This is a genomic window from Streptomyces sp. NPDC005820 (assembly GCF_040630255.1).
Lineage (GTDB): Bacteria > Actinomycetota > Actinomycetes > Streptomycetales > Streptomycetaceae > Streptomyces.
The window spans coordinates 41,833-63,559 of sequence record NZ_JBEXXE010000009.1 but is presented as its reverse complement, the minus strand read 5'-3'; the positions used below and the strand labels follow the sequence as shown (position 1 = coordinate 63,559).

At 73.3% G+C, this 21,727-nt stretch carries 21 protein-coding genes and 1 pseudogene; 12 read left to right on the top strand and 10 right to left on the bottom strand.

What is annotated here, in order from left to right:
- Positions 1-146 precede the first annotated feature (146 nt).
- Positions 147-842 (bottom strand): annotated as a pseudogene (locus ABZ464_RS13135) (glycoside hydrolase family 75 protein); the annotation flags it as partial.
- A gap of 407 nt (positions 843-1,249) precedes the next feature.
- Between ABZ464_RS13135 and ABZ464_RS13130 the strand changes: the two are divergent.
- Together ABZ464_RS13130 and ABZ464_RS13125 are read left to right on the top strand one after the other, a co-directional pair.
- Entirely contained in the window at positions 1,250-2,197 is a 948-nt protein-coding gene (locus ABZ464_RS13130) for a fibronectin type III domain-containing protein (RefSeq protein ID WP_359275601.1), read from the top strand.
- A gap of 180 nt (positions 2,198-2,377) precedes the next feature.
- Positions 2,378-2,920: a hypothetical protein gene (locus ABZ464_RS13125; protein ID WP_359275191.1), complete on the top strand. Its 543-nt coding sequence runs from the start codon at positions 2,378-2,380 to the stop codon at positions 2,918-2,920.
- Positions 2,921-2,931: 11 nt separating this feature from the next.
- Here the strand turns inward: ABZ464_RS13125 and ABZ464_RS13120 are convergent, their stop codons facing one another.
- The 3 genes from ABZ464_RS13120 to ABZ464_RS13110 all read right to left on the bottom strand — a co-directional run bounded on the left by ABZ464_RS13120 (position 2,932) and on the right by ABZ464_RS13110 (position 5,983).
- On the bottom strand, positions 2,932-3,477 hold the full coding sequence (locus ABZ464_RS13120; protein WP_359275190.1) for a PadR family transcriptional regulator: 546 nt from the start codon (positions 3,475-3,477) through the stop codon (positions 2,932-2,934).
- Between the two features lie 21 nt (positions 3,478-3,498).
- Positions 3,499-5,514: an NADPH-dependent 2,4-dienoyl-CoA reductase gene (locus ABZ464_RS13115; RefSeq protein ID WP_359275187.1), complete on the bottom strand. Its 2,016-nt coding sequence runs from the start codon at positions 5,512-5,514 to the stop codon at positions 3,499-3,501.
- 100 nt (positions 5,515-5,614) lie between these two features.
- Positions 5,615-5,983: a hypothetical protein gene (locus tag ABZ464_RS13110; protein ID WP_359275184.1), complete on the bottom strand. Its 369-nt coding sequence runs from the start codon at positions 5,981-5,983 to the stop codon at positions 5,615-5,617.
- A gap of 283 nt (positions 5,984-6,266) precedes the next feature.
- Here ABZ464_RS13110 and ABZ464_RS13105 point away from each other — a divergent pair, with 283 nt between their 5' ends.
- Positions 6,267-8,330: a SpoIIE family protein phosphatase gene (locus ABZ464_RS13105; protein WP_359275181.1), complete on the top strand. Its 2,064-nt coding sequence runs from the start codon at positions 6,267-6,269 to the stop codon at positions 8,328-8,330.
- A 127-nt stretch (positions 8,331-8,457) separates the two neighbouring features.
- Entirely contained in the window at positions 8,458-9,159 is a 702-nt protein-coding gene (locus tag ABZ464_RS13100) for a hypothetical protein (RefSeq protein ID WP_359275178.1), read from the top strand.
- Here the strand turns inward: ABZ464_RS13100 and ABZ464_RS13095 are convergent.
- Positions 9,152-9,952 carry a putative protein N(5)-glutamine methyltransferase gene (locus ABZ464_RS13095; RefSeq protein ID WP_359275175.1) on the bottom strand — a complete coding sequence of 267 codons (801 nt, stop codon included), beginning with the start codon at positions 9,950-9,952 and terminating at the stop codon, positions 9,152-9,154. The genes ABZ464_RS13100 and ABZ464_RS13095 overlap by 8 nt on opposite strands.
- Before the next feature lie 152 nt (positions 9,953-10,104).
- Between ABZ464_RS13095 and ABZ464_RS13090 the strand changes: the two genes are divergently transcribed.
- On the top strand, positions 10,105-10,539 hold the full coding sequence (locus ABZ464_RS13090; RefSeq protein WP_359275173.1) for a MarR family winged helix-turn-helix transcriptional regulator: 435 nt from the start codon (positions 10,105-10,107) through the stop codon (positions 10,537-10,539).
- An 82-nt stretch (positions 10,540-10,621) separates the two neighbouring features.
- The gene (locus tag ABZ464_RS13085; RefSeq protein WP_359275170.1) at positions 10,622-11,467 is read left to right on the top strand and encodes a hypothetical protein; all 846 of its coding nucleotides are present in this window, start codon (positions 10,622-10,624) and stop codon (positions 11,465-11,467) included.
- A gap of 95 nt (positions 11,468-11,562) precedes the next feature.
- Here ABZ464_RS13085 and ABZ464_RS13080 read toward each other — a convergent pair whose 3' ends face one another.
- Together ABZ464_RS13080 and ABZ464_RS13075 are read right to left on the bottom strand one after the other, a co-directional pair.
- Positions 11,563-12,264, bottom strand: coding sequence for a GNAT family N-acetyltransferase (locus tag ABZ464_RS13080; protein ID WP_359275168.1), 702 nt, complete (start codon positions 12,262-12,264; stop codon positions 11,563-11,565).
- Complete coding sequence (locus ABZ464_RS13075) at positions 12,261-13,187, bottom strand: NADP-dependent oxidoreductase (RefSeq protein WP_359275598.1); 927 nt, start codon at positions 13,185-13,187, stop codon at positions 12,261-12,263. Before ABZ464_RS13075 ends, ABZ464_RS13080 begins: the two co-directional genes overlap by 4 nt.
- Before the next feature lie 169 nt (positions 13,188-13,356).
- Here ABZ464_RS13075 and ABZ464_RS13070 point away from each other — a divergent pair, with 169 nt between their 5' ends.
- The 5 genes from ABZ464_RS13070 to ABZ464_RS13050 all read left to right on the top strand — a co-directional run bounded on the left by ABZ464_RS13070 (position 13,357) and on the right by ABZ464_RS13050 (position 17,771).
- Positions 13,357-13,962 carry a sulfite oxidase-like oxidoreductase gene (locus tag ABZ464_RS13070; protein WP_359275166.1) on the top strand — a complete coding sequence of 202 codons (606 nt, stop codon included), beginning with the start codon at positions 13,357-13,359 and terminating at the stop codon, positions 13,960-13,962.
- Entirely contained in the window at positions 13,955-14,725 is a 771-nt protein-coding gene (locus ABZ464_RS13065) for a ferredoxin reductase (RefSeq protein WP_359275163.1), read from the top strand. The genes ABZ464_RS13070 and ABZ464_RS13065 overlap by 8 nt, the downstream gene beginning before the upstream one ends.
- Positions 14,726-14,833: 108 nt before the next feature.
- Positions 14,834-15,421 carry a hypothetical protein gene (locus ABZ464_RS13060; protein ID WP_359275162.1) on the top strand — a complete coding sequence of 196 codons (588 nt, stop codon included), beginning with the start codon at positions 14,834-14,836 and terminating at the stop codon, positions 15,419-15,421.
- Positions 15,422-15,533: 112 nt separating this feature from the next.
- Positions 15,534-16,502 (top strand): acetylxylan esterase, encoded by a 969-nt coding sequence (locus ABZ464_RS13055; RefSeq protein ID WP_359275159.1) that lies wholly within the window; start codon positions 15,534-15,536, stop codon positions 16,500-16,502.
- A 102-nt stretch (positions 16,503-16,604) separates the two neighbouring features.
- Positions 16,605-17,771 (top strand): serine hydrolase domain-containing protein, encoded by a 1,167-nt coding sequence (locus tag ABZ464_RS13050; protein ID WP_359275156.1) that lies wholly within the window; start codon positions 16,605-16,607, stop codon positions 17,769-17,771.
- A 17-nt stretch (positions 17,772-17,788) separates the two neighbouring features.
- Here the strand turns inward: ABZ464_RS13050 and ABZ464_RS13045 are convergent, their stop codons facing one another.
- Positions 17,789-18,514 (bottom strand): class I SAM-dependent methyltransferase, encoded by a 726-nt coding sequence (locus ABZ464_RS13045; RefSeq protein ID WP_359275153.1) that lies wholly within the window; start codon positions 18,512-18,514, stop codon positions 17,789-17,791.
- A 5-nt stretch (positions 18,515-18,519) separates the two neighbouring features.
- Positions 18,520-19,083: a PadR family transcriptional regulator gene (locus ABZ464_RS13040; RefSeq protein WP_359275150.1), complete on the bottom strand. Its 564-nt coding sequence runs from the start codon at positions 19,081-19,083 to the stop codon at positions 18,520-18,522.
- Positions 19,084-19,159: 76 nt separating this feature from the next.
- On the opposite strand from ABZ464_RS13040, the gene ABZ464_RS13035 reads away from it, so the two are divergent.
- Positions 19,160-19,567 carry a nuclear transport factor 2 family protein gene (locus ABZ464_RS13035; RefSeq protein WP_359275148.1) on the top strand — a complete coding sequence of 136 codons (408 nt, stop codon included), beginning with the start codon at positions 19,160-19,162 and terminating at the stop codon, positions 19,565-19,567.
- Positions 19,568-19,585: 18 nt separating this feature from the next.
- Here the strand turns inward: ABZ464_RS13035 and ABZ464_RS13030 are convergent, their stop codons facing one another.
- Positions 19,586-21,487 (bottom strand): hypothetical protein, encoded by a 1,902-nt coding sequence (locus ABZ464_RS13030; protein ID WP_359275145.1) that lies wholly within the window; start codon positions 21,485-21,487, stop codon positions 19,586-19,588.
- Between the last annotated feature and the right edge of the window lie 240 nt (positions 21,488-21,727).

The following is a 21,727-nucleotide window of genomic DNA, read 5'->3' as shown; positions in this document are numbered from 1 at the left end:
CCGTCCGGCGGCGTCTCCCCGGCGGCCGCTTCCCCGTCCTGCGGGGTCTCCTCCGGGTCGACCTCGGGCCGGTCCGGGGTCCGGGGCGGTGTGTCCGGGCCTCCGTCGGCCGCCGCCCCCGGTGCCGGTGCCGAGCGGCCGGGCGGCCGGATGAATGAGCGGGCCAGGCGTTCGCCCGTCTCCGCGGCGGACTCGTGGCTCTCGATCGGGGTGGCGCGGGAGTTCCTGAAGACGATGTAGGTGACGCCGGACGGTGCGCCGCCGCCGTGGGGGTCGGGGCGGATGCCGAGGGCCGCGGCGGTGGCGTAGGACGCCTCGCCGATGATGTCGTGCGGGCCCACGTCGCCGACGACCGCGTACTCGACCCGGTCGTGGTAGACGACCGCCGCCACCGAAGCCCCGCGCACCCCGTGGTCGCGGTGGTTCCAGAGGTCGCTCACCCCGGGCACCACGATGTACGGCAGGGTCTCGGCGCTGAGGTAGCGGCCGTCGGACTGGGTGAACGCCGTGGCGTCCGAGAACAGCGGGTCGGTCCGGCTGTTGCAGTGCGGACCGGGGCGGCCGTCGCAGTCGATGTCCATGTCGGCCGTCCAGAAGACCGCCTCGCCCGTACCGCAGACCGGGACGGTGGCGGGCATGCCGTCGTCCGTGCGGTAGCGGCCCCGCGACACGGGGACGCAGTCGCGTACCCGGGCCAGCAGGTCGGCGGCGCGGACGGTGCCCTCCTGCCGTATCCCAGGTGCCCCGGGGCTGCCGCGGTCGTGCCGGGCGGCGAGGGAGACGGTGGTCGGGGCCAGCAGGAGGAGGCCGGCCGCGGCCAGGGTCAGCGACTGGGCGCGCACGATACGGGACCCTCTCGTGGGACGGTGACGGACACTCAGCCCAATCTGGTGCGGGCGGCCTGCCGAGGCCATTCCGAGGGGGCCGTACGGTGCACGCTTCTGACGGACCGACAGGGGGCGGGGGGCCGGTGCCCGCTGGGCTCCGGCCCCCCGGCCCACTGCGCCGGCGCGGGATCAGCGACGACAGCGGTCCGCGCCACCGGCCTGAACTCGACCTCCCTCAAGGAGAGTTCGGGCCAGGAGGAGGTTCAGCATACGTAACTTTCCCGAGCAGTCACGCAACCCCCGGCCTCCCGCGGCCGTCTTTACCTGTTTGCCATCTTGCCGCGCCCGTACCGTCCGGCCATATTGGTCCGGACCAATAGGGCCGCGTGTCGGTCCGGGGAGGCGAAGCCGTGCGCCGTGTGATGCTCTGCGGGCTGGCCCTGGCCGTGTCGTGCGGGTGCTCGGCCGGTGCCGGGGACGAGGGGCGCGCGCCCGGCGCCCCGGCGGGGGTGACCGCGCGGGCCGGGAGCGCGACCAGCGTGCACGTCATGTGGAACGCGGTCGCCGCCGACCCGGCGGTCGAGGTCTACGAGGTCTACCGGGGCACGGCGAAGGTCGCCGACGTGCCCGGCTCCACGCGCATGCTGGACGTCGTCCGGCTCACGCCGGCCACCTCGTACGTCTTCACCGTGCGGGCCCGCGACGGGGCCTGCCGGCTCGGGCCGCCCAGCAGCCGGGTGCGGGCGACGACCCCGGCGGCGGCCCCGGCGGACACCACGGCGCCGACCCGCCCACGCCGGATCACCGGCCGGGCCGCCGGGAGCCGGGCGGTGCAGTTGTCCTGGTCGGCGTCGACGGACGACCGGAAGGTGATGTCGTACGACGTGTACCAGGGCGGTACCCGGATCCACAGCGTCGGCGGGGGCCAGACGGCGACGGTCGTCACGGGGCTGCGGCCGGGCACCGTGTACACGTTCACCGTCCGGGCCCGGGACGCCGCCGACCACCTCTCCCCGGCCGGCCCGGCCGTCCGCGTGACCACCCCGCCCGGCGCCGACGAGGGAGCCGACACGGCGCCCTCCGGTTTCCGTGCCACGGCCCACCGCGCGGCCGACGGTGCGTACTACCTCGACCTGTCCTGGGTGGCGCCCCGGGTGGACGGCGTGGTCACGGAGTACGGGATCCGGCTCGACGGGTCGACGGTCACCTCGCTGGTGTGGGGCGGGACGCCACCGCGCGGCAGAGCGACGTACAGCTTCTACCTGGGACGCGAGGAGGGGGCCGGCCACCGGGTGCGGTTGCGGGCGCGGCTGCCTGACGGGACGTGGGGGGCGTACTCGGCGGAGCGGACGGTGACCACCGGGACCTGACCGGCGGGGCGGCCGGGGCCCGGCGCCTGAGCCGTCCGAAGGAATCCGTCACCTGCCCGGATGCCGTCCGGGTGCGGGCCGGTCCGGCGGCACATTGGCTGCCCCTGAGGCAGCACGGGCGTACCCGACCCTCGGCGGCGCAAGGGATGTACCGCCAACCGTGCCGCCGGAGGGCATCCGATGCGCACTTACCGTCTTCTTCTCCGCTCAGGACCGGCCGTGGCAGCCGCCGCCGTGCTGCCGCTCGCCCTGACCGCACAGCCGGCGGCCGCGGTCTCCGGCATCTCCGTGAGCACGACCGGTTCCACGGTGTCGGTGGTGACCAGCGCCTGCACCCAGATCAACGGCAGCTGGGGCACCGCCGCGCTGCTGGGCAGCGGTCAGGCGAGCTTCTCCCAGGGGCGTCAGGTGGCGCTGTCGGGGACGACCGTCAGCCAGTCCGCCGCCTGGTCGGGCGTCTCCCCCGGCACGTACACCGTGGTCGTCATGTGCTCCAACGGGACCACCGCGGGCACTCAGTCCGTGATCGTGTCGGCCCCGTCCACCCCGACCATCTCCGCCACGGCGACCGCCTCGCCGTCGCGCGGTGTCATGGGCGGGCTGGGCGGCGCGGCCCGGGACGTCGGTCCGGTGACGATGGGGGTGGGCGGTGCGCTGGTGGGCGTCGGTGTGATCGCGGCGGCCTGGTTCCTGCGCCGCCGCGCGAAGCCGTATCGCCTGTAGAGCTCGCCCCTCTAGGGGGTGTCCTCCACGAGTGGCAGGCCCTCCAGTGCCTCGGTGAGCCACTGGATCCAGAAGGTCTCCAGTTCGATGCCCGCGCGCAGGACCAGGTGCTGCAGCCTGGCCTGCGCGCTGTCGTCACCGGGCGGGAAGTCGCGCTTCTCGATCTTCTCGTACTCGGCCAACTGCCGCCGGTGCAGCTCCCGATGACGGCGCAGGTCGGCCTCCAGGCCCGCGGTGCCGACGACGGCCGCGGCGCGCAGTCGGAGCAGCAGCGCGTCGCGGTGCGGCTTGGGGTCCTGGGACGCGGCCGTCCACCGCGCCAGTTCGGCGCGGCCCGCGGGCAGGACCTCGTAGGCCTTCTTCTGTCCACGGGCCGGCTGTGCGGCGGGCAGCGCGCGGATATGTCCCTCGGCCTCCAGTTTTCCCAGCTCGCGATAGATCTGCTGGTGCGTCGCCGACCAGAAGTACCCGATCGACCTGTCGAACCGGCGGGTCAGATCCAGCCCCGACGACGGCTTCTCGAGCAGGGCGGTGAGGATCGCGTGCGGGAGTGACATGGGGTCATCCTAGGGAGGGCGTCACAGGGCTGCCGCGACCTCGGTCCCCTGCTTGATCGCGCGCTTGGCGTCGAGTTCGGCGGCCACGTCGGCGCCGCCGATGAGGTGGGCCTTCGCGCCGGCGGCGAGCAGCGCCTCGTAGAGGTCGCGGCGCGGGTCCTGGCCGGTGCACAGCACGACGGTGTCGACCTCGAGGACCGTGCTCTCGTCACCGACGGTGAGGTGCAGGCCGGCGTCGTCGATACGGTCGTACCGCACGCCCGGGACCATGGTGACGCCCCGGTGCTTGAGTTCGGTGCGGTGGATCCAGCCGGTGGTCTTGCCGAGGCCCGCGCCGACCTTGGTGGTCTTGCGCTGGAGGAGGTGGACCGTGCGCGGCGGCGCGGGGCGCTCGGGGGCGGCGAGGCCGCCGGGGGCCGCGTAGTCCATGTCGACGCCCCACTGGCGGAAGTAGACCGCCGGGTCCTCGCTCGCCCCGTCGCCGCCGTCGGTGAGGAACTCGGCGACGTCGAAGCCGATGCCGCCCGCGCCGAGGATCGCCACCCGGTCGCCGACGGGCGCGCGGCCCTGCAGGACGTCGAGGTAGCCGACGACGCTCGGGTGGTCGACGCCCGGGATGTCGGGGGTGCGCGGGGTGACGCCGGTGGCGACGACGACCTCGTCGTAGCCCGCCAAGTCGTCTGCGGCGACGGGGGTGTTGAGGCGTACGTCCACGCCGTGCGCGTCGAGCTGGTGGCGGAAGTAGCGCAGCGTCTCGTCGAACTCCTGCTTGCCGGGGACCTTGCGGGCCACGTTGAGCTGGCCGCCGATCTCGCCCGCCGCGTCGAACAGCGTGACGTCATGGCCGCGTTCGGCCGCCGACACCGCGCAGGCGAGACCGGCGGGACCGGCGCCGACGACCGCGACGCGCTTGCGCAGCCGGGTCGGGGAGAGCACGAGTTCGGTCTCGTGGCAGGCGCGCGGGTTGACGAGGCAGGAGGTGATCCGGCCGCTGAACGTGTGGTCGAGGCAGGCCTGGTTGCAGCCGATGCAGGTGTTGATGGCCTCCGGCGTGCCGGCCGCGGCCTTGTTCACGAAGTCCGGGTCGGCGAGCATCGGGCGGGCCATGGAGACCATGTCGGCGCGGCCTTCGGCGAGCAACTGCTCGGCGAGTTCCGGGGTGTTGATGCGGTTGGTGGTGACGAGCGGGACGTTCACCGCGCCCATGAGCCGCTTCGTCACCCAGGTGTAGGCGCCGCGCGGCACCGAGGTCGCGATGGTGGGGATGCGGGCCTCGTGCCAGCCGATGCCGGTGTTGATGATCGTCGCGCCGGCCTCCTCGACGGCCCGGGCGAGGGTGACGACCTCGTCGAGGGTGGAGCCGCCGGGCACCAGGTCCAGCATGGACAGCCGGTAGACGACGATGAAGTCCTCGCCGACCGCCTCGCGCACGCGGCGCACGATCTCGACGGGGAAGCGCATGCGGTTCTCGTACGAGCCGCCCCAGCGATCGGTGCGCCGGTTGGTCGGGGCGGCGATGAACTCGTTGATGAGGTAGCCCTCGGAGCCCATGATCTCGACGCCGTCGTAGCCGGCCTGCCGGGCGAGGCGGGCGGTGCGGGCGTAGTCGTCGATGGTGCGCTCGACCTCGGCGTCGGTGAGTTCGCGGGGCGGGAAGGGGCTGATGGGGGCCTGGAGGGGGCTCGGGGCCACCAGGTCCCGGTGGTAGGCGTAGCGGCCGAAGTGCAGGATCTGCATCGCGATCCGGCCGCCCTCGCGGTGCACCGCCTCGGTGATCGTGCGGTGCTGCTCCGCCTCCTCCTCGGTGGTGAGCTTGGCGCCGAGCTCGTACGGGCGCCCCTCCTCGTTGGGGGCGATGCCGCCGGTGACGATCAGGCCCACTCCCCCGCGGGCCCGGGCGGCGTAGAACTCGGCCATGCGCTCGAAGCCGCGCTCGGCCTCCTCGAGGCCCACGTGCATCGAGCCCATCAGGACGCGGTTGGGCAGCGTGGTGAAGCCCAGGTCGAGCGGGCTCAGCAGATGGGGGTAACGGGTCATGGCGGCCTCCGTGCGCGGCGGTGTTCGCCTCCAGTTCTAGAGGACCGCGCACGGGTTATGCAACTAGTTGCAAAACATCTTCAGGGGTGATGTGCGGCACTCACCTGCTCTCCAGGAGGACGTGCAGTTCGCGTTCCTGGTCCCCGGAGGCCGAGGTGAGATCGCGTACCGTGAACATCGAGTCGAGCGTGGAGCGCAGCCGCTCGATCGCCCAGTAGCCACCCTGGGCATCGGCCTCGACGGAGGCGGAGAGCCGGGCGGGCGGCGGGCACTCGTGGGCCTCGGTGACCTCGAAGGTGCCCAGCCACACCATCGGGCGGGTCTCGTGGAGCTGTTGCGGCACCTCGTCGGGGCCCCGGTCGGACTCGAAGCAGGCGCAGAGGGTGTCGAAGACGATCCGCGCGTCCTCCTTGCTGCATCCGCTGATCTCGAGGGAGACGGGCTCCTCGTGCGGTCGTGCACGGTCCATCGTGATCGCTCCTCTCGTGCGGTGGCGCGGCACGCGGGTTCCCCGGGCACCACGCCACAACCCCAGAAAAGCACCACTTTCCGGGCGGGACCAGCGAGGCCCCGGGCCCTGGTGTCGGCGGCCCCGGTCCGGCCGCTTGAGGAGAACAGCGTCCGCCCACGTACTGGAGGAGCATGGAGAGGAACGTCCCGATCCGTGGGAGAAAGGGATTGAGCGTGGTGGAACAGGGGGAGTCGGCACGGGGGACAGCGTGCCGCGACGATGTGCGGAGGCGGTGCGGGGCATGAGTGCGGCAGCCGGATCGTCCGCGGCCGTGGGCGGAGCCCCGGCCCTGCCCAGTGGGCTGCTGGACGTACTGAACGTGGCCTCGGTGGTGCTCGACACCAAGGGGCGCATCGTGCTGTGGAGCCCGCAGGCCGAAGAGCTGTTCGGCTACACGGCGGACGAGGCGCTGGGGCAGTACGCGGCCCAGGTGATGATCCACGAACGCCATGTCGACCTGGTCGTCAAGCTGTTCGCCGACGTCATGGCGACCGGCCGGAGCTGGGCGGGGGCGTTCCCCGTCCGCCGCAAGGACGGCACCACCCGGATGGTGGAGTTCCGCAACATGCGGCTGGTCAACGACCAGGGCACCGTCTACGCCCTGGGACTCGCCGCGGACCAGTCGACGGTGCGCCGGCTGGAGCGGGACGTGGCGCTGTCCACACGCATGGTCGCGCAGTCCCCCATCGGCCTGGCCGTGGTCGACCCGGACCTGCGCTTCGTCTCGGTCAATCCGGCGCTGGCGCGGATGAACGGCCTGGCGCCCGAGGGCCATGTGGGCCGGCGGATCCGCGAGGTGCTGCCCTCGGTGGACGCGGACGCGCTGGAGTGGGCGGTGCGGGAGGTGCTGCGGACCGGGGAGCCGCTCGTCGACCGGTCCACGGTCGGGCGGACCCGGGCCGACCCGGACGAGGAGCTCGCGTGGTCGGTCTCGCTGTACCGGCTGGAGGACTCACGCGGCACGGTGCTGGGCGTGGCCGCCTCGGTCATCGACGTCACCGACCAGTACCGGGCGGGCCTGGAGGCGGAGGCGGCCCGGCGCAGGCTCGCCCTGATCGCCGACGCCTCGGCCCGGATCGGCACCACCCTGGATCTGGAGCGCACCGCCCGCGAACTGGCCGAGGTCGCGGTCCCGGAGCTGGCGGACATGGCCTCGGTGGACCTGCTCGACGACGTGGTGGCGGGCCGCCCCTACGGACTGCGCCCCACCGAGGCGGCCGCCATCCGCTCCCTGGCGGTCCGGGCCGTCGACGCGCCCGAGGCGCTGCGGGCCGCCGACCCGGCCGGAGAGGTGGTCCGCTACGCCCCCGACCAGCTGGTCACGGAGTGCGTCCGCTCCGGGCAGCCGGTCATGATCGCACGGGTCGGGGAGGCGGATCTGGCCCGGATCGCGCCCTCCGCCGAGGCGGCCGGGCTGCTGGCCCGGGCCGGCGTGCACTCCTGTCTGGCCGTCCCGCTCATCGCGCGCGGCGAGGTGCTCGGCGCGCTGGACCTCAAGCGGATCCACAACCCGCTGCCGTTCGGCCAGGACGATTTGCTGCTCGCCCGGGAACTGGCGGCCCGCGCGGCCGTGCAGATCGACAACGCCCGCTGGTACCAGAACGCCCGCACGACCGCGCTCACCCTCCAGCGCAGCCTGCTGCCCAGCCATCCGCCGGTCACCGGCGGCCTGGAGGTCGCCTCGCGCTACCAGCCGGCGGGCGCCACCACCGAGGTCGGCGGGGACTGGTTCGACGTCATCCCGCTCGAGGACGGGAAGACCGCGCTGGTCGTCGGCGACGTGATGGGCAGCGGCATCGACGCCGCCGCCACGATGGGCCGGCTGCGCACCGCGACGACCACCCTGGCCTCCCTGGACCTCGACCCGGCGGTGCTCCTGGAGCACCTCGACCGGATCACCCAGGGCCTGGACCACTCCATCGCCACCTGTGTGTACGCCGTCCACGACCCCCGGCTGGGCCGCTGCCGTATCGCCAACGCGGGCCATCTGCCGCCGGCCCGGGTGCGCCCGGGGGTGCCGCCGGAGCTGCTGGAGCTGCCCACGGGCGCGCCGCTGGGCGTGGGCGGGGTGGCCTTCTCGACGACCGACGTCGCGTTCACGCCCGGCGACCAGCTGGTGCTGTACACGGACGGGCTGGTGGAGACCCGGGTGCACTCCCTCGACGAGCGCCTGGACGCGCTGCTCGCGCTCCTGGGCGATCCGGGGCGTCCGCTGGAGGAGCTCTGCGACCATCTGCTGACCGAGCTGCACCACCCCGACAACCACGACGACGTGGCACTTCTCGTGGCGCGGGCCCGCGACTGAGGCCCGGCCGGACCGATTCACAGGGATTTATTACTGCTTCCTTATCGCGCTGATCCGACAATCACAGTGAGGAGTGCCAGCTGTCTCCAGCCGTGCCCGCCGGCCGGGCCGAGGAAGGTGAGCCGTGATGCAGGAGCATGAGCAGCCGGAAGAGGTCGAGGTGCTCGCGGGGCCGGGGGGCGAGGAGCGGGAGCCGGGATCCCTCGGCGCGCGCTGGCGGCGCCGGTCGGTGCGCGGGCGGGCGGTGATCGCGGCCACGACCGTCGCGGTGCTGGCCCTCGGCGGCACGGTCGCCTACGCGGCGACCTCGGGCGGCTCGTCCGACGGCTCGCCCTCGGCGTCCCCGTCGGCCTCGTCGCCGTCGCAGGGGCCCGGCGGCGGGCACGGGTGGCGCGGCGGGCCGTGGTTCGGGTTCGGCGGCGACGCGGCGCACGGCGAGGCGACCGTGAAGGACCAGGACACCGGCAAGTGGGTCGTACGGGTCTGGCAGCGCGGCACGGTCGAGAAGGTGGACGGCGACCGGGTCACGGTGAAGAGCGAGGACGGCACCTCGTGGACCTGGACGGTCGGTTCGGACGCCACCGTGCGCACCGACGGCGGTTCCGGCTCCGGGGCGTCCGCGCTGAAGAAGGGCGACACCGTGGTCGTCGTCGGCTCCCGCTCGGGCGACACATACACGGCGACCCGGGTCGTCTCCGGCGACTTCGCCGACTTCCGCGGCCGCGGCCCGGACAAGGACGGCCACCGCGGCGGCTTCCCGGGGCACGGCCCGTGGAACCGCGGGGACGAGGACTCCCCCGGCCCCACGGGCAGCGGCGCCGCTACCTGACCCTGGTGCCCACCACGACGTGGGCGTACCGCTCCTCGTCCTCTGCCGGACGGGCCGTCAGACCGGCGCGGGTGAAGGCCTCGACGGCGGCCGGGGCCTGCCGCTCACTGGTCTCGACGAGGAGGATCCCGCCGGGCGCCAGCCACTGGGGCGCCTCGGCGGCGACCCTGCGCAGCACGTCGAGGCCGTCGCCGCCGCCGTCGAGGGCGGTGCGCGGCTCGTGCTCGCGGGCCTCCGCGGGCAGCAGGGGCACCTCGTCGGTGGGGACGTACGGCACGTTGGCGGCCAGGATGTCGATCCGGCCCCGCAGTTCGCCGGGGAGCGCCTCGAACAGATCGCCCCGGTGGGCGTGTCCGCCGTGGGCGGCGACATTGGTACGGGCGCACCGCACCGCCACCGGGTCCATGTCGGCCGCGTGCAGCTCCGCCTCGCCGAGCGCCGCGGCGAGAGCGGCGCCGACCGCGCCCGAGCCACAGCACAGGTCCACGACCACGGAGGCGTGTGGGCGTTGCGCGAGGGCCTGTTCGACGAGGAACTCGGTGCGGCGCCGGGGTACGAAGACACCCGGTTCGACGGTGATCCGCAGACCGCGGAACTCGGCCCAGCCGACGACGAGTTCCAGCGGGTGACCGGCGACGCGGCGCGCCACCATGGCGTCGCGTTCGGCGGGGGTACGGGCGGTGGAGAGGATCAGCTCCGCCTCGTCCTCGGCGAAGACACAGCCGGCGGCGCGCAGCGCGGCGACGACGGCGTCACGGGAGGAGGACGGGGTGGACGGTGAGGAGACAGACATGGAAGGACGAGCACCTTTCGGGACAACGAACGGCGGTAATCGGTCTCACCTCCTCGCGTCGCACGGGCCGTGACGTCCACGGCCGGTCGATCACCCTAGCACCCCTCGATCGCCGAGTTGTACTATGCAACCAAGAACGTGAGGGAGCCCCCATGCAGGCAGCCGAGGCCGTGGAGACCATCCAGCGGGAGATGACGGTCTTCGCCCGGCGGGCCCGCGCCTCCGCCGGCCGGCTGCATCCCGAGCTGTCCCTGGTGTCGTACACCCTCCTCGGTCATCTCGAGGAGAGCGGCGGCTGCCGGGCCACGGACCTGGCCGCGCTCCACGCCCTGGACAAGTCGACGGTCAGCCGCCAGGTCGCCGCCCTGGAGCGGGCGGCCCTGATCGAGCGCCGCGTGGACCCCGAGGACCACCGCGTCCAGCTCCTCCATCTGACCGACGCCGGTCGCCGCATCCTCGCCCAGGTCACCGAGAGCCGCCGCGCGGCCTTCCGGGAGCGGCTCGCCGGGTGGCCGCAGGGGGACCTGGAGCGGTTCGCGGAGTATCTGGTCCGCTACAACACCTGGGGCACCCCGCCCGCCGGGTGACGGGCCGGGGCCGGATTGTCAGTGCCGTGCGGTTCACTTCTTCCTGTACGTCACTCTTGCACCGTATCCCGGGAGTTCGCCCATGTCCGACGCCCACCCGACCCCCGCCGAGACGTGGCGCGACACCCTCGCCCAGGCCCTCGGCGAGGTCGTCGGCCGTCCGCTCTCCTCGTTTCCCGACGTCCCCTACGGCGCCTACTACACGGGAAACTTCCTCGCCGAGAGCGAGTCGGACCGGGACCCCGCCTGGGTGGGGCGCGCGGCGCTGGCCGGTGAGGAGCCCGTGCGCCTGGACCATCTGCTGCTGACGCCGCCCGGCGACACCGACGAAACCGTCCTGGTCTTCGACGCGAGCCGGTCCCTGTTCACCGTGGACCCGGCCGTGTTCCCCGCCGGCCTCGCCGAGGAGTTGGCCGCGCTCACCCCGGTCCACGACGACGTGCTGTCCGGCGCCGAGTTGGGCCGGCTCGCCGACCGGCACCGCGTCGACCTCGCCTCCGCGGGCCTGCCCGGCAAGGCCTGGACGGTGTGGGAGGCCCGGATAGCCTCCGGCGACACCCTCCTCGACGCCCTGCGCGCCGCCACCGGACTCCACGCCGCGACCGGCCCCCACGAGGTGCCGGCCGGCCTCGGTGACGCCGCCGACGAGGTCGACGAGGAGGCGCACGAGCGGGTCGCCGCCGTCCGGGACGACGGTCTGCGCGACTACCTGGCCGCGTTCTGCGACCCGGAGTCGCACGACCTGGCCCTGTGTCTCTACGCCATGGAGGAAACCGAGGAGGAGGACGCGGAGGACGGCGGGGACGAGGGGGACGACGGGGACGAGGGGGACGACGGGGACTGGAAGGACACCGAGGGCACGATCGTCGTCCGCTGGGAGGGGGCGGTCGACCAGTACGAGGTCACCGTCCGCCCGGCTGACGGCTGACCGGCGGCGGCTTCGGCCGGGCGTAGGCCGAGCCGACCGCCTTACCGACCGAGCACAGCGCCGCCCGGCCCCCTCCCCCGACCGCCCCCGCTCCGCTACGGCACCAGCGCCCCCGGCCGCTCCGGGACCCGTGCCGCCAGGAACGCGGTTCTGCGACGCAGGCGGAAGCCCAGGGACTCGTAGAGGCGGATGGCGTTGGTGTTGCCCGCGCCGGTGTGCAGGAAGGGGGTCTCGCCGCGGGCGCGGATGCCGTGGGCGACGGCGAGGATCAGCCGGGTGGCGAGGCCCTCGCCGCGGTGGGCCGGGTCGGTGCAGACCGCGCTGATCTCGGTCCAGCCCGGCGGGTGCAGCCGCTCGCCGGCCATGGCGATCAGGGCGCCCTCGCGGCGGATGCCGAGATAGGCGCCGAGCTCGACGGTGCGCCGCTCGAACGGTCCGGGCTGGGTGCGGGCGACCAGGTCGAGCATCTCGGGGACGTCGGCGGGACCGAGGCGGACGGCCTCCGGCTCCGGGGCCGCCGCGAGGCCGTCGTCCACGAGCTGCACGCCCTCCATCCGGAAGGTGATCTCCCAGCCCTCGGGGAGCTCGCCCCGGAAGCCGAGCAGCGGCACCTCCGCGCCGGGTCCGGCGAGGGCCGCGAGATCCGCCCAGTCGTCGGCGTCCGGTTCCTCGGGCAGGGCCAGCCAGGGCGAGACGTCGACCGGGTAGCGCAGGACCCGGCCCCGGCGCTCGGCGAAGTGCGCGTGCGGTCCGGTGAGGGCGGCGAGCGCGGGGTTGTCCAGGATGTGCGCGCTCATCCGGCGACCTCGATCACTATCTTGCCCTGCGCGTGCCCGCTCTCGACCTCGCGCAACGCCTCACCGGCCCGCTCCAGCGGGAAGGTCCGGGTGATGTGCGGGTCCAGGTCGCCGTCGACGACCAGGTCCGCTACGGCCCGCAGGACGTCCGCGTCGCGGGCCCGGCGCACCCGGGCGCCGCCCAGCGCCTCGACCTCCTCGGCCGGCGCACCGGCGGTGATCAGTTTCGCGGGGTCCTTCACCAGGGTGGCCGCGGTGTGCAGCACCTCGCCGCCGACGAGGTCGTAGGCCCCGTCGACCCCGTCCGGGGCGGCGGCCCGGACGCGCTCGTCCCAGCCGGCGCCGGAGGGGACGTGGACCACGCCGAGCGATTCCAGGAGGGCCTTCTTGCCCTCGCCCGCGACACCGACGACCCGCACCCCGAGGGCGCGGGCGATCTGCACCGCCGCCACGCCCACGCCGCCGCCCGCGCCGGTGACCAGGAGCGTCGCCCCGGCGGGCAGGCCGAGCTGGTGGACGCCGTCGTAGGCGGTCGCGGCGGCCACGGGGAGGGTGGCCGCCGCGGCGAAGGACAGGCCGGCCGGGCGGTGCGCGGTGATGCCGGCCGCGAGCAGCGCGTACTCGGCGTAGCCGCCCGCGACGGCGGTGCCGAACACCTCGTCGCCGGGCGCGAACCCGGTGACGCCCTCGCCGGTCTCCTCGACCACGCCGGCCACCTCGCTGCCCAGCACGGAGGGGAACACCCGCTCGGTGCTGTCACCCGGGCGCCGGTAGCCCTGGCGGAGCTTCCAGTCGACGGGGTTCACCCCGGCGGCGCGCACCGCCACGAGCACCTCCCCGGGGCCGGGGCTCGGCCGGTCCACGTCCACGAACGCCTCGGTCTCCGGTCCGCCGTACCGCGTGAAGACGTACGCCTTGGGCATCTTCTTCCTCACTCTCCTCGCGCTGTGTCCGGAGCACCGGCCCCGGCACCGATCGCCAAGGAGCGGCGCCCGGCGACTATTCCCGGGGCCGCGCAGAGTTCATACGGCCGCAATGATGGGTGCGCTGACCTGGGGCGGAGCACCCGCGACGGCAGCGTACGGTTGACGCATGAACGTCACCCGAGGCTTCACCGGGCGTGCCCGTGTCGACAACCCCGGTCTTCCGCCGGGCCAGTACGACGCGGGCGACGACTGGCCCGTGCTCTCCGCCGAGGTCACCCCCGACCTCTCCCCCGCAGACTGGACCTTCCGGATCGACGGGCTGGTCGGGGAGCCCCGGACCTGGGACTGGGACGAGGCGCACGCGCTGCCGGAGTCGGCGTACGAGGGTGACATCCACTGTGTGACCAGCTGGTCGAAGTTCGGGGTGCGGTTCGGGGGCGTGTCCCTGGACGCCTTCCTCGACGTGGTGGGCGCGCACGCGTCGGCCACGCACGCCGTGGCCTACGCGCACACCGGGTACACCACGAACCTGCCGCTGGCCGACCTCACCGACGGGCGGGCCTGGATCGCCTGGGAGTACGACGGCAAGCCGCTCGCCGCGGAGCACGGGGGGCCGGCCCGGCTGCTGGTGCCGCATCTGTACTTCTGGAAGAGCGCCAAGTGGATCGCGGGCCTCAGGCTGCTCGACCACGACGAGCCGGGGTTCTGGGAGCAGAACGGCTATCACGAGCGGGGCAACCCCTGGGAGGAGCAGAGGTACTCCGGTGACTGAGACCATCCCCTCGCCCCCCTTCGTTCCGCCGACCCGGTTCGCGGTGCCCGGCCGCATCGCGGTGAGCAACCGGGCCGCCGCCGTCTGGCAGACGGCCACGCTCACCGAGATCCGCCGCGAGACCCCGTACGCGGCGACCTACCGGTTCGCGGTACCGGCCTGGGCGGGGCATCTGCCCGGCCAGCACCTGATGCTGCGGCTGACCGCCGGCGACGGCTACACCGCCCAGCGGCACTACTCCCTCGCCTCCCCGCCCGACGACGAGGGGCACGTCGAACTGACCCTGGACCATGTCGAGGGCGGCGAGGTCTCCGGCTGGTTCCACGCACGGGCGCGGCCGGGCGACCGGGTCGAGGTGCGCGGTCCGCTCAGCGGCTTCTTCGCCTGGCCCGGCGACCGGCCCGCGCTGCTGATCGGCGCGGGCTCCGGGGTCGTACCGCTGATGTCGATGGTCCGGCACCACCGGGCGCGCGCCCTGGACGTGCCGCTGCGGCTGCTGGTGTCCGCGCGCGGCCCGGAGGAGCTGATCTACGCGCACGAGTACGGCGCGGAGACCACGCCCGTCTTCACCCGGCGGGCGCCGGGGGGCGCGCCCGTGGGCCGGCTGGGCGCCGCGCATCTGCGGCCGGTGTTCGAGGAGCTTCCGGCCGGTGGCTGGGAGGCGTACGTGTGCGGGTCCAACGCCTTCGCCGAGCACGCCTCGCGGCTGCTGGTGGCCGCCGGGCAGCCGGTGGAGCGCATCCGGATCGAACGGTTCGGCTGAGCGGTCCACCGCCACGGGGGCACCGCGCATCCGGCTCCGGGTCGCGGATGCACTCCAATGGGGGTACCACTTTCATGTGGGCACTCGCGTGACGGCGAGGAGGTCGACATGCGAAGCCGGATGCGTGGCTGGCGGTGGCGGAAGAACCCGCTGCGGCGCCGGTCGGACGTGGTGGAGGCGTGGACGACGCTGGCCGTCGCCCTGCTGCTGCTGGTCGCCGTGCCGCTGGCCGGGGCGGTGGCCGGACTGTGGGCCCACGACAGGGCGCAGACCGTCGCGGTCCAGCAGCGGGCCGAGCGGCACCGGGTGCGGGCGGAGGTCGTCGGGCGGGTGCCCGACCATCTGCCCTCGGCGGACGGGGTGCGGGAGCGGACATACCGGGTGACCGTGCGCTGGACGCCGCCCGGCGAGCGCACCCGCACGACCGAGGCCCGGGTGCCCGAGGGCACGCACAAGGGGGACCTGGTGGACGTGTGGTTCGACGCGCGGGGCCATGCCGTCGCGCCGCCGTCGACCGGTACGGCGGTCTGGCAGCACACGCTCACCATGGGCGCCTGCGCGGCGGGCGGGACCGCCGCCCTGGTGCTGCTCGGGCACACCGTGACCCGCCGGGTGGCGATGCGGCACCGGCTCGACGAGTGGGACCGGGAGTGGGCGCGCACGGAACCGGAGTGGACACGCCGCCGGCCCGCCTGAGGCCGCCGAGGGGGTCTGGCGAGGCCTCCGGACGGGTACGTACGGTGTGATCATTCGTATGGTCTCTTAACAAATGGCCTCTCAAGGCCTCTTGACAAAAAGGCGGTCCTTCATGGCCCTGTTCGACCTGTCCGTCGAGGAACTCCACGAATACCGCAGCGAGTCCGCCGAGCCGCAGGACTTCGACGCCTTCTGGTCCAAGACGCTGCAGGAGGCCCGCGAGCACGACCTCGACGCCCGCTTCGAGCGGGTCGAGACGGGCCTGGCCACGGTCGACGTCCACGACGTGACGTTCGCGGGGTACGGCGGGCACCCGGTGAAGGGTTGGCTGAAGGTGCCGGCCGGCGCCGAGGGGCCGCTGCCGCTGGTCGTGGAGTTCATCGGCTACGGCGGCGGGCGGGGTCTGCCGCACGAGAACCTGCTGTGGGCGTCGACCGGCCGCGCCCACTTCGTGATGGACACCCGGGGCCAGGGCAGCGCCTGGGGCGGCGGCGGTGGCACCGCCGACCCGGTGGGCGGCGCGCCCTCGTACCCCGGTTTCATGACCCGGGGCATCGACGCGCCGGAGCACTACTACTACCGCCGGGTGTACACGGACGCGGTGCGCGCGGTGGAGGCGGCCCGCTCGCACCCGCTGACCGACGCGAGCCGGACCGTGGCACTGGGCTCGAGCCAGGGCGGCGGGATCACGATCGCGGTCGGCGGTCTCGTACCGGACCTGGTGGCGGTCGCGCCGGACGTGCCGTTCCTGTGCGACTTCCCGCGCGCGGCGACACTGACGGACCGTCACCCGTACCGGGAGATCGGCCTGTTCCTCAAGACGCACCGGGGGCGCAGCCAGGACGCGCTGCGCACCCTGTCCTACTTCGACGGCGTCCACTTCGCCGCCCGCGGCACCGCGCCCGCCCTGTTCTCGGCGGCGCTGGAGGACCAGACCTGCCCGCCGTCGACCGTGTTCGCCGCGTTCAACGCGTGGGCCCAGGAGGACAAGGCGATCGAGGTGTACGACTTCAACGACCACGAGGGCGGCGGCCCCTACCAGGAGGCGGCCAAGGTGCGGTGGCTGCGCTCGTACGCCTGAGGCCCCGGCACAGGCCTTCCCTCCAGTCCGACCAGTCGGTATGTTCAGGGAGCCCGGGCCGCGCTGTGGCGGTCCGGGGTTCCGGCGTACCACGGAGGGGCCATGTCCGAACACGTGCCACAGGTTCACGGCCATTGCGACGCGCGTTTCGCGGCGGTGCGCACGGCGTTCGAGGAGAACTTCCGCGACCGGGGCGAGCTGGGCGCCGCGGTGGCCGTCACGGTCGACGGGGAGCCGGTGGTGGACCTGTGGGGCGGCTGGGCCGACCCGGCGCGCACGCGCGCGTGGGAGCGGGACACGCTGGTCAACGTCTGGTCGACGACCAAGGGCCCCACCGCGCTGTGCGCACACATCCTGGCCGACCGGGGGCTGCTCGACCTGGACGCGCCGGTCGCCGCGTACTGGCCCGAGTTCGCGGCGGCGGGCAAGGAGAACGTGCTCGTACGGCATCTGCTCTCGCACCGCGCGGGGCTGTCCGGGCTGCGCGAGCCGCACACGCTGGAGCAGTTCTACGACTGGGAGACGACCACCGCCCGCCTCGCGGCGATGGAACCCTGGTGGGAGCCGGGCACCCGGTCCGGCTATCACGCGTTCACGTACGGCTTCCTGGTCGGGGAGGTCGTAGGGCGGGTGTCGGGGCTGCTGCCGGGGGCGTTCCTGGAGCGGGAGGTGACGGGGCCGCTCGGGATCGACTTCACCGTGGGGCTGCCGGAGAAGGAGGCCGGGCGGGTCGCCGAGCTGGTGCCTCCCCAGGCCGCGCCGGCCAGTGAACAGGCCGCGGTCTTCGCCCAGTTGGCGCCCGCGGCGATCGCCGCCCTGGCCAATCCGATGGTCGGCGCCGCGGAGGCCAACTCGCCCGCGTGGCGGGCCGCGGAGATCCCGGCGGCGAACGGTCACGGCACGGCCCGCGCGGTCGCCGCGCTGTACGCCGTCGTGGCCGGGCGCGGCTCCTACGCCGGTCGCCGGGTGCTCTCCCCCGAGGCGGCCGAGCGGGTGCGCGAGGGGCAGGGGGCCTGCCAGGACCTGGTGCTGGGCGTCGGCCTCGGGCACGACACGGAGATCGCGCTGGGGCTGTGGCTCAGCGGCGCGGACGGCTCCTACGGGCCCAATCCGCGCGCCGTCGGCCATGACGGCTTCGGCGGCTCCTGCGGTCTCGCCGATCCGGAGGCCGGGGTGTCGCTCGGTTACGTCATGAACCGCATGGGCCCGAGGATCGCGGACGACCCGCGCAAGATGGCCCTGGTCGACGCCCTGTACAGCGCCTTGTGACGGCCCCCGGCCCGGATTCAGTCCACCCGCCGGGCCTCGACCATACGGACCCGTGGACTTCCGTCGCCGCGCATGCCGAACTCGGGCAGCGTACGGAGGTCCACGCGGAACCCGGCGCGCTCCAGTTCCCTTCGCACCTCGCCGAGCCGGAAGGCGCGGTAGTACATCACGAACGGCGGCCGCCACACGGCGTTGCGCACCCGCATCACGGCGTCGAAGCCGAGCAGCATCCAGAACGCGGGGTCCGCGGGGCGGGGCGGGGCGAGCGCGGGGAACGCGAAGCAGCCTCCCGGTCGCAGCACCCTGTGCACCTGGGCGAACAGACCGGGCAGTTCGCGGGGCAGGAAGTGTCCGAACGCGCCGAAGCTGACGACGAGGTCGAAGGCGGCCGTGAAGGGCAGGGCGCGGACGTCCGCGCGCACCCAGGAGACCCGCGGCCCGGCCTGCGGTGTACGGGCGCGGGCCTCGGCGAGCATGCCCGCGCTGAAGTCGACACCGGTGGCGCTGCGCCCGCAGACCGTGGCGAGGACGTCCATCCCCGCGCCCGTGCCGCAGCACAGGTCGAGGCCGTCGTCGTAGGGGCCGGACGCCTTGAGGGCGGCGGTCACGGCGGACAGCACCGAGTCCGGGGTGCGGAAGGGGGTGTGGTCGAACTTGGGCGCGAGGAGGTCGTAGCCGTGCTCGACGGACGACAGGGCCTGGACGGCGAGTTCGCGCAGGCTGGGGCCTTCGGGACTGAACATCGTCCTCAGCCTACGGCGGCCCGGCGCCCGATGAGCACGGTCGCGCGCTCGCACCAGCGGATGTTCTCCTCCTCGAAACCGATCCCGGCCATCAGGGTGAGGTACGGCCCGATCCGGTCGGTCCCCGCCAGGTACTCGTCCTCGGTGCGTCCGGCGAGCAGCCGCTCCCGGACGCGCCGGTAGCGGGCCAGTTTGGCCCGGGCCCAGCCGAGGCGCTCCTCGATCAGCGCGAGACCCGCCCCGGGGTCGACGCCGTCCACCGCCTGGATCTTGATGAGGAGTTCGTCGCGGATCGCGGTGGGTCTGCGGGGCGCGGTGGCGGCGAAGGCGTCCAGATCCGTCCGGCCGGCCTCGGTGAGGGTGAACATCCGCTTGTTGGGGCGGCGCTCCTGCTGTACCACCCGCGCCTCGATCAGGCCGTCCTGCGCGAGCCGCTCCAGCTCCCGGTAGAGCTGCTGGGGGGTCGAGGACCAGAAGTTCGCGAAGGAGACGTCGAACAGCTTGGCCAGCTCGTAGCCCGAGGCCTCGCCTTCCAGGAGGGACGCCAGGACGGCGTACTTGAGGGACATCTGGACACGGTAGCAGCAGGTGATTATTCTCCTCCACACCTACTCAATAAATTGACTACCTGGATGAGGCGATCCGATGCGTGCGTTCCGCGAGGCGGTCGAGGCCGGCGATCTCGGGGCCGTCGAGGCGCTGCTGGCCGAGGACGTGGTGTTCACCAGCCCGGTCGTCTTCAAGCCGTACCCGGGCAGGGCGATCACCGCGGCGATCCTGCGCGCGGTGTCCCAGGTCTTCGAGGACTTCCGGTACGAGCGTGAGCTCGCCGGGGGCGAGGGGCGCGACCATGCGCTGGTGTTCACGGCCCGGGTGGGCGACAAACAGCTCACCGGCTGCGACTTCATCCATCTGGACGAGGACGGGCTGATCGACGAACTGACCGTCATGGTCCGGCCGTTGTCCGGTGCGCAGGCACTCGCGGCGGCGATGGGGGCGCGGTTCGACGACATCGTGAAGGAGGCGGAGGCCCGGTCGGCCTCCGCCTCCTGACGGGTCGGGCTCCGCGGGTCAGGCGACCGTGAGGGTGAGCGCGCCGGTGTAGGTGCCGCCCGGGGTGATCGCGGTGACCGTGCCGTCCACGGTCAGGGTCACCGCCTTGCCGCGCGGCGCCTTCACCGCCGCGTCGGCGGCGAGGGTGAGGGAGGTCAGGTACGAGGTGCCCGTGACCGTCCAGGTGGAGCCTCCGGCCAGGGTGACGATCGCGCCGTTGTTGACCGCGGCCTGGACGGTGTTGGTGACGATGCCGAGCTCGTAGAAGGTGGACGCGTCGATGGACGACACCCGGTGCTTGGTCCTCGTCGCCGAGATCACGCCTTCGAGGGTGGTGCCGTCGAAGGTGAGGACCATGTTCCTGCCCTTGCGCATGCCGTTGTAGAAGTCGCCCTTCAGCTTGATGTCCGTGAAGGTGGCGGCCCCGTCGGTGGAGTGCACGGCGGTGACGTCGAAGGAGGAGTCCTTCGTCGGATCGGTGGTCGGCTCGGTGTAGACGCCGACGTTCATCATCCTGCCGTTGACGTTGACCGGGCCCGGGTCGTCCAGTTCGATCATCTGCAGGATGATCCCGTCGGCCGGGTTGAGGCGGGCACCCTGGGAACCGTCGACCGTGATGGCGGTCTGCTGGCCCTTGTTGAGGAAGGTGGCGCGCTCGGAGTTGATGACCGTGCCGCCGTCGAGGGTGAGGGTTCCGGCGCCGAAGAACATGTAGCCGAAGTGGCCCGAGTTCACGACCGTGTTGCGCACCGGCAGGGCCTTCAGCTCGGCCGCGGACAGTCCGAGTGCGAGCTCGGTGTTGAGCGCGGCGACGGCGTCGCGGGTGCTGTCGCCGTAGTGCACGACGGCCGCGGGGCCCGCGATGATGGTGGCGTAGCTGCCGACGTCGAAGCGGGAGCCGAGGACGCGGACGGTGGCGTCGCCGATCGCGTAGGTGCCGTAGCCGTACGCCCCGGTGTTGCCGACATGGCTGTTGATCGCCGTCAGCTTCAGCCCGCTGCCGCCCTCCACCGACAGGGCGCCCCAGGTCTCCGAGAAGACCGTGGAGTCGAGGTAGGTGGCCCTGCTGTTCTTCCCGATGAGGTTGGTGGCGCGGACGTTGCCGTCCAGGCCCAGCATCCACGGCACGGACTGCATGTACGGGGTCTCGACGGTGGCCTGGTAGTCGGCGGGCAGGGTGCCGTTGCGGGTGCGCAGGGAGGAGTTCTTGACGACGACGTTGGCGCCGTCGTTGGAGATGACGGCGGTGCGCACCACACCCTCGGTGCTGATGCGGGCGCCCTCGACGACGAGGGTGGTGGCGGAGCCGTCGCCGACGACGGCCGCGCCGTACCCGGCGAAGTCGCACCGGCCGTTGCCCGTCAGGGAGATGGTGGGCCGCTGGAGGGTGTACGTGCCGTCCTGCACGAAGACCCCGTCGAAGCACTCGCCCGTCGAGGTGATCGACACATTGCGGGCGAGGGTGTCGGTGAGCTTCCCGCCGAGTACGGCCGCCAGCACCGACTTCTCCTTCACGACACCGTCGGCGTCGACGTACAGCGCCTGCCGGAAGGGGAAGGTGAGGGTCTCGTACGTGACGTCGTTCGCGACCGCCACGGTCAGCACGACGTCACCCCGGTAGGTGCCGGGCTCGACGACGGTGGCGGTGCCGCCGGTGGCGGTCAGCTGCTGGCCCGTCTCGACGCCGTCGACGGTCAGGGTGAGGCCGTATCCCTCGGGGGCGGTGAGCGTGCCGCCCTCGGCCAGGGTCAGCCGGTTCAGCCGGGTGGTCGCGGCGACCTCGTACGTCTCGCCGGAGCCCACCGTCAGCTGCCGCCCCGACGTCACCGGCGCGGCCTGCACGGCGCCGACGGGAACCAGCAGGGCTCCGGCCGTGGCGGTGCCGGCGATCAGGAGGGAGCGTCGGGTCATCAGCGTCATGACTTGCCTTTCCACGGATTCGAGTACACCGTCACGCGATGTGACGAACCGGCCGCCGGACAGGGGGCGGCAACGGTTCCGCGTGGGGCACCTGGGGTGCGTAGGAGGGAGTGAATCAGCCCTGGAAATAGGCGAATAGGCCTGGCGCACACACATTCCGGAACCCGATGCCTCGGATCGGGCGGATGGGTTGACAGGGATCACACAGCGTGGCGAAAGCACGAAAGGGGCGGTGCGACA

What these genes read in the sequence shown, in the direction of transcription:
- ABZ464_RS13130 (WP_359275601.1), top strand. Translation starts at nt 1,250, where the DNA reads ATGCTCTGCGGGCTGGCCCTGGCCGTGTCGTGCGGGTGCTCGGCCGGT.
- ABZ464_RS13125 (WP_359275191.1), top strand. Translation starts at nt 2,378, where the DNA reads ATGCGCACTTACCGTCTTCTTCTCCGCTCAGGACCGGCCGTGGCAGCC.
- ABZ464_RS13120 (WP_359275190.1), bottom strand. Translation starts at nt 3,477, where the DNA reads ATGTCACTCCCGCACGCGATCCTCACCGCCCTGCTCGAGAAGCCGTCG.
- ABZ464_RS13115 (WP_359275187.1), bottom strand. Translation starts at nt 5,514, where the DNA reads ATGACCCGTTACCCCCATCTGCTGAGCCCGCTCGACCTGGGCTTCACC.
- ABZ464_RS13110 (WP_359275184.1), bottom strand. Translation starts at nt 5,983, where the DNA reads ATGGACCGTGCACGACCGCACGAGGAGCCCGTCTCCCTCGAGATCAGC.
- ABZ464_RS13105 (WP_359275181.1), top strand. Translation starts at nt 6,267, where the DNA reads ATGAGTGCGGCAGCCGGATCGTCCGCGGCCGTGGGCGGAGCCCCGGCC.
- ABZ464_RS13100 (WP_359275178.1), top strand. Translation starts at nt 8,458, where the DNA reads ATGCAGGAGCATGAGCAGCCGGAAGAGGTCGAGGTGCTCGCGGGGCCG.
- ABZ464_RS13095 (WP_359275175.1), bottom strand. Translation starts at nt 9,952, where the DNA reads ATGTCTGTCTCCTCACCGTCCACCCCGTCCTCCTCCCGTGACGCCGTC.
- ABZ464_RS13090 (WP_359275173.1), top strand. Translation starts at nt 10,105, where the DNA reads ATGCAGGCAGCCGAGGCCGTGGAGACCATCCAGCGGGAGATGACGGTC.
- ABZ464_RS13085 (WP_359275170.1), top strand. Translation starts at nt 10,622, where the DNA reads ATGTCCGACGCCCACCCGACCCCCGCCGAGACGTGGCGCGACACCCTC.
- ABZ464_RS13080 (WP_359275168.1), bottom strand. Translation starts at nt 12,264, where the DNA reads ATGAGCGCGCACATCCTGGACAACCCCGCGCTCGCCGCCCTCACCGGA.
- ABZ464_RS13075 (WP_359275598.1), bottom strand. Translation starts at nt 13,187, where the DNA reads ATGCCCAAGGCGTACGTCTTCACGCGGTACGGCGGACCGGAGACCGAG.
- ABZ464_RS13070 (WP_359275166.1), top strand. Translation starts at nt 13,357, where the DNA reads ATGAACGTCACCCGAGGCTTCACCGGGCGTGCCCGTGTCGACAACCCC.
- ABZ464_RS13060 (WP_359275162.1), top strand. Translation starts at nt 14,834, where the DNA reads ATGCGAAGCCGGATGCGTGGCTGGCGGTGGCGGAAGAACCCGCTGCGG.
- ABZ464_RS13055 (WP_359275159.1), top strand. Translation starts at nt 15,534, where the DNA reads ATGGCCCTGTTCGACCTGTCCGTCGAGGAACTCCACGAATACCGCAGC.
- ABZ464_RS13050 (WP_359275156.1), top strand. Translation starts at nt 16,605, where the DNA reads ATGTCCGAACACGTGCCACAGGTTCACGGCCATTGCGACGCGCGTTTC.
- ABZ464_RS13045 (WP_359275153.1), bottom strand. Translation starts at nt 18,514, where the DNA reads ATGTTCAGTCCCGAAGGCCCCAGCCTGCGCGAACTCGCCGTCCAGGCC.
- ABZ464_RS13040 (WP_359275150.1), bottom strand. Translation starts at nt 19,083, where the DNA reads ATGTCCCTCAAGTACGCCGTCCTGGCGTCCCTCCTGGAAGGCGAGGCC.
- ABZ464_RS13035 (WP_359275148.1), top strand. Translation starts at nt 19,160, where the DNA reads ATGCGTGCGTTCCGCGAGGCGGTCGAGGCCGGCGATCTCGGGGCCGTC.
- ABZ464_RS13030 (WP_359275145.1), bottom strand. Translation starts at nt 21,487, where the DNA reads ATGACGCTGATGACCCGACGCTCCCTCCTGATCGCCGGCACCGCCACG.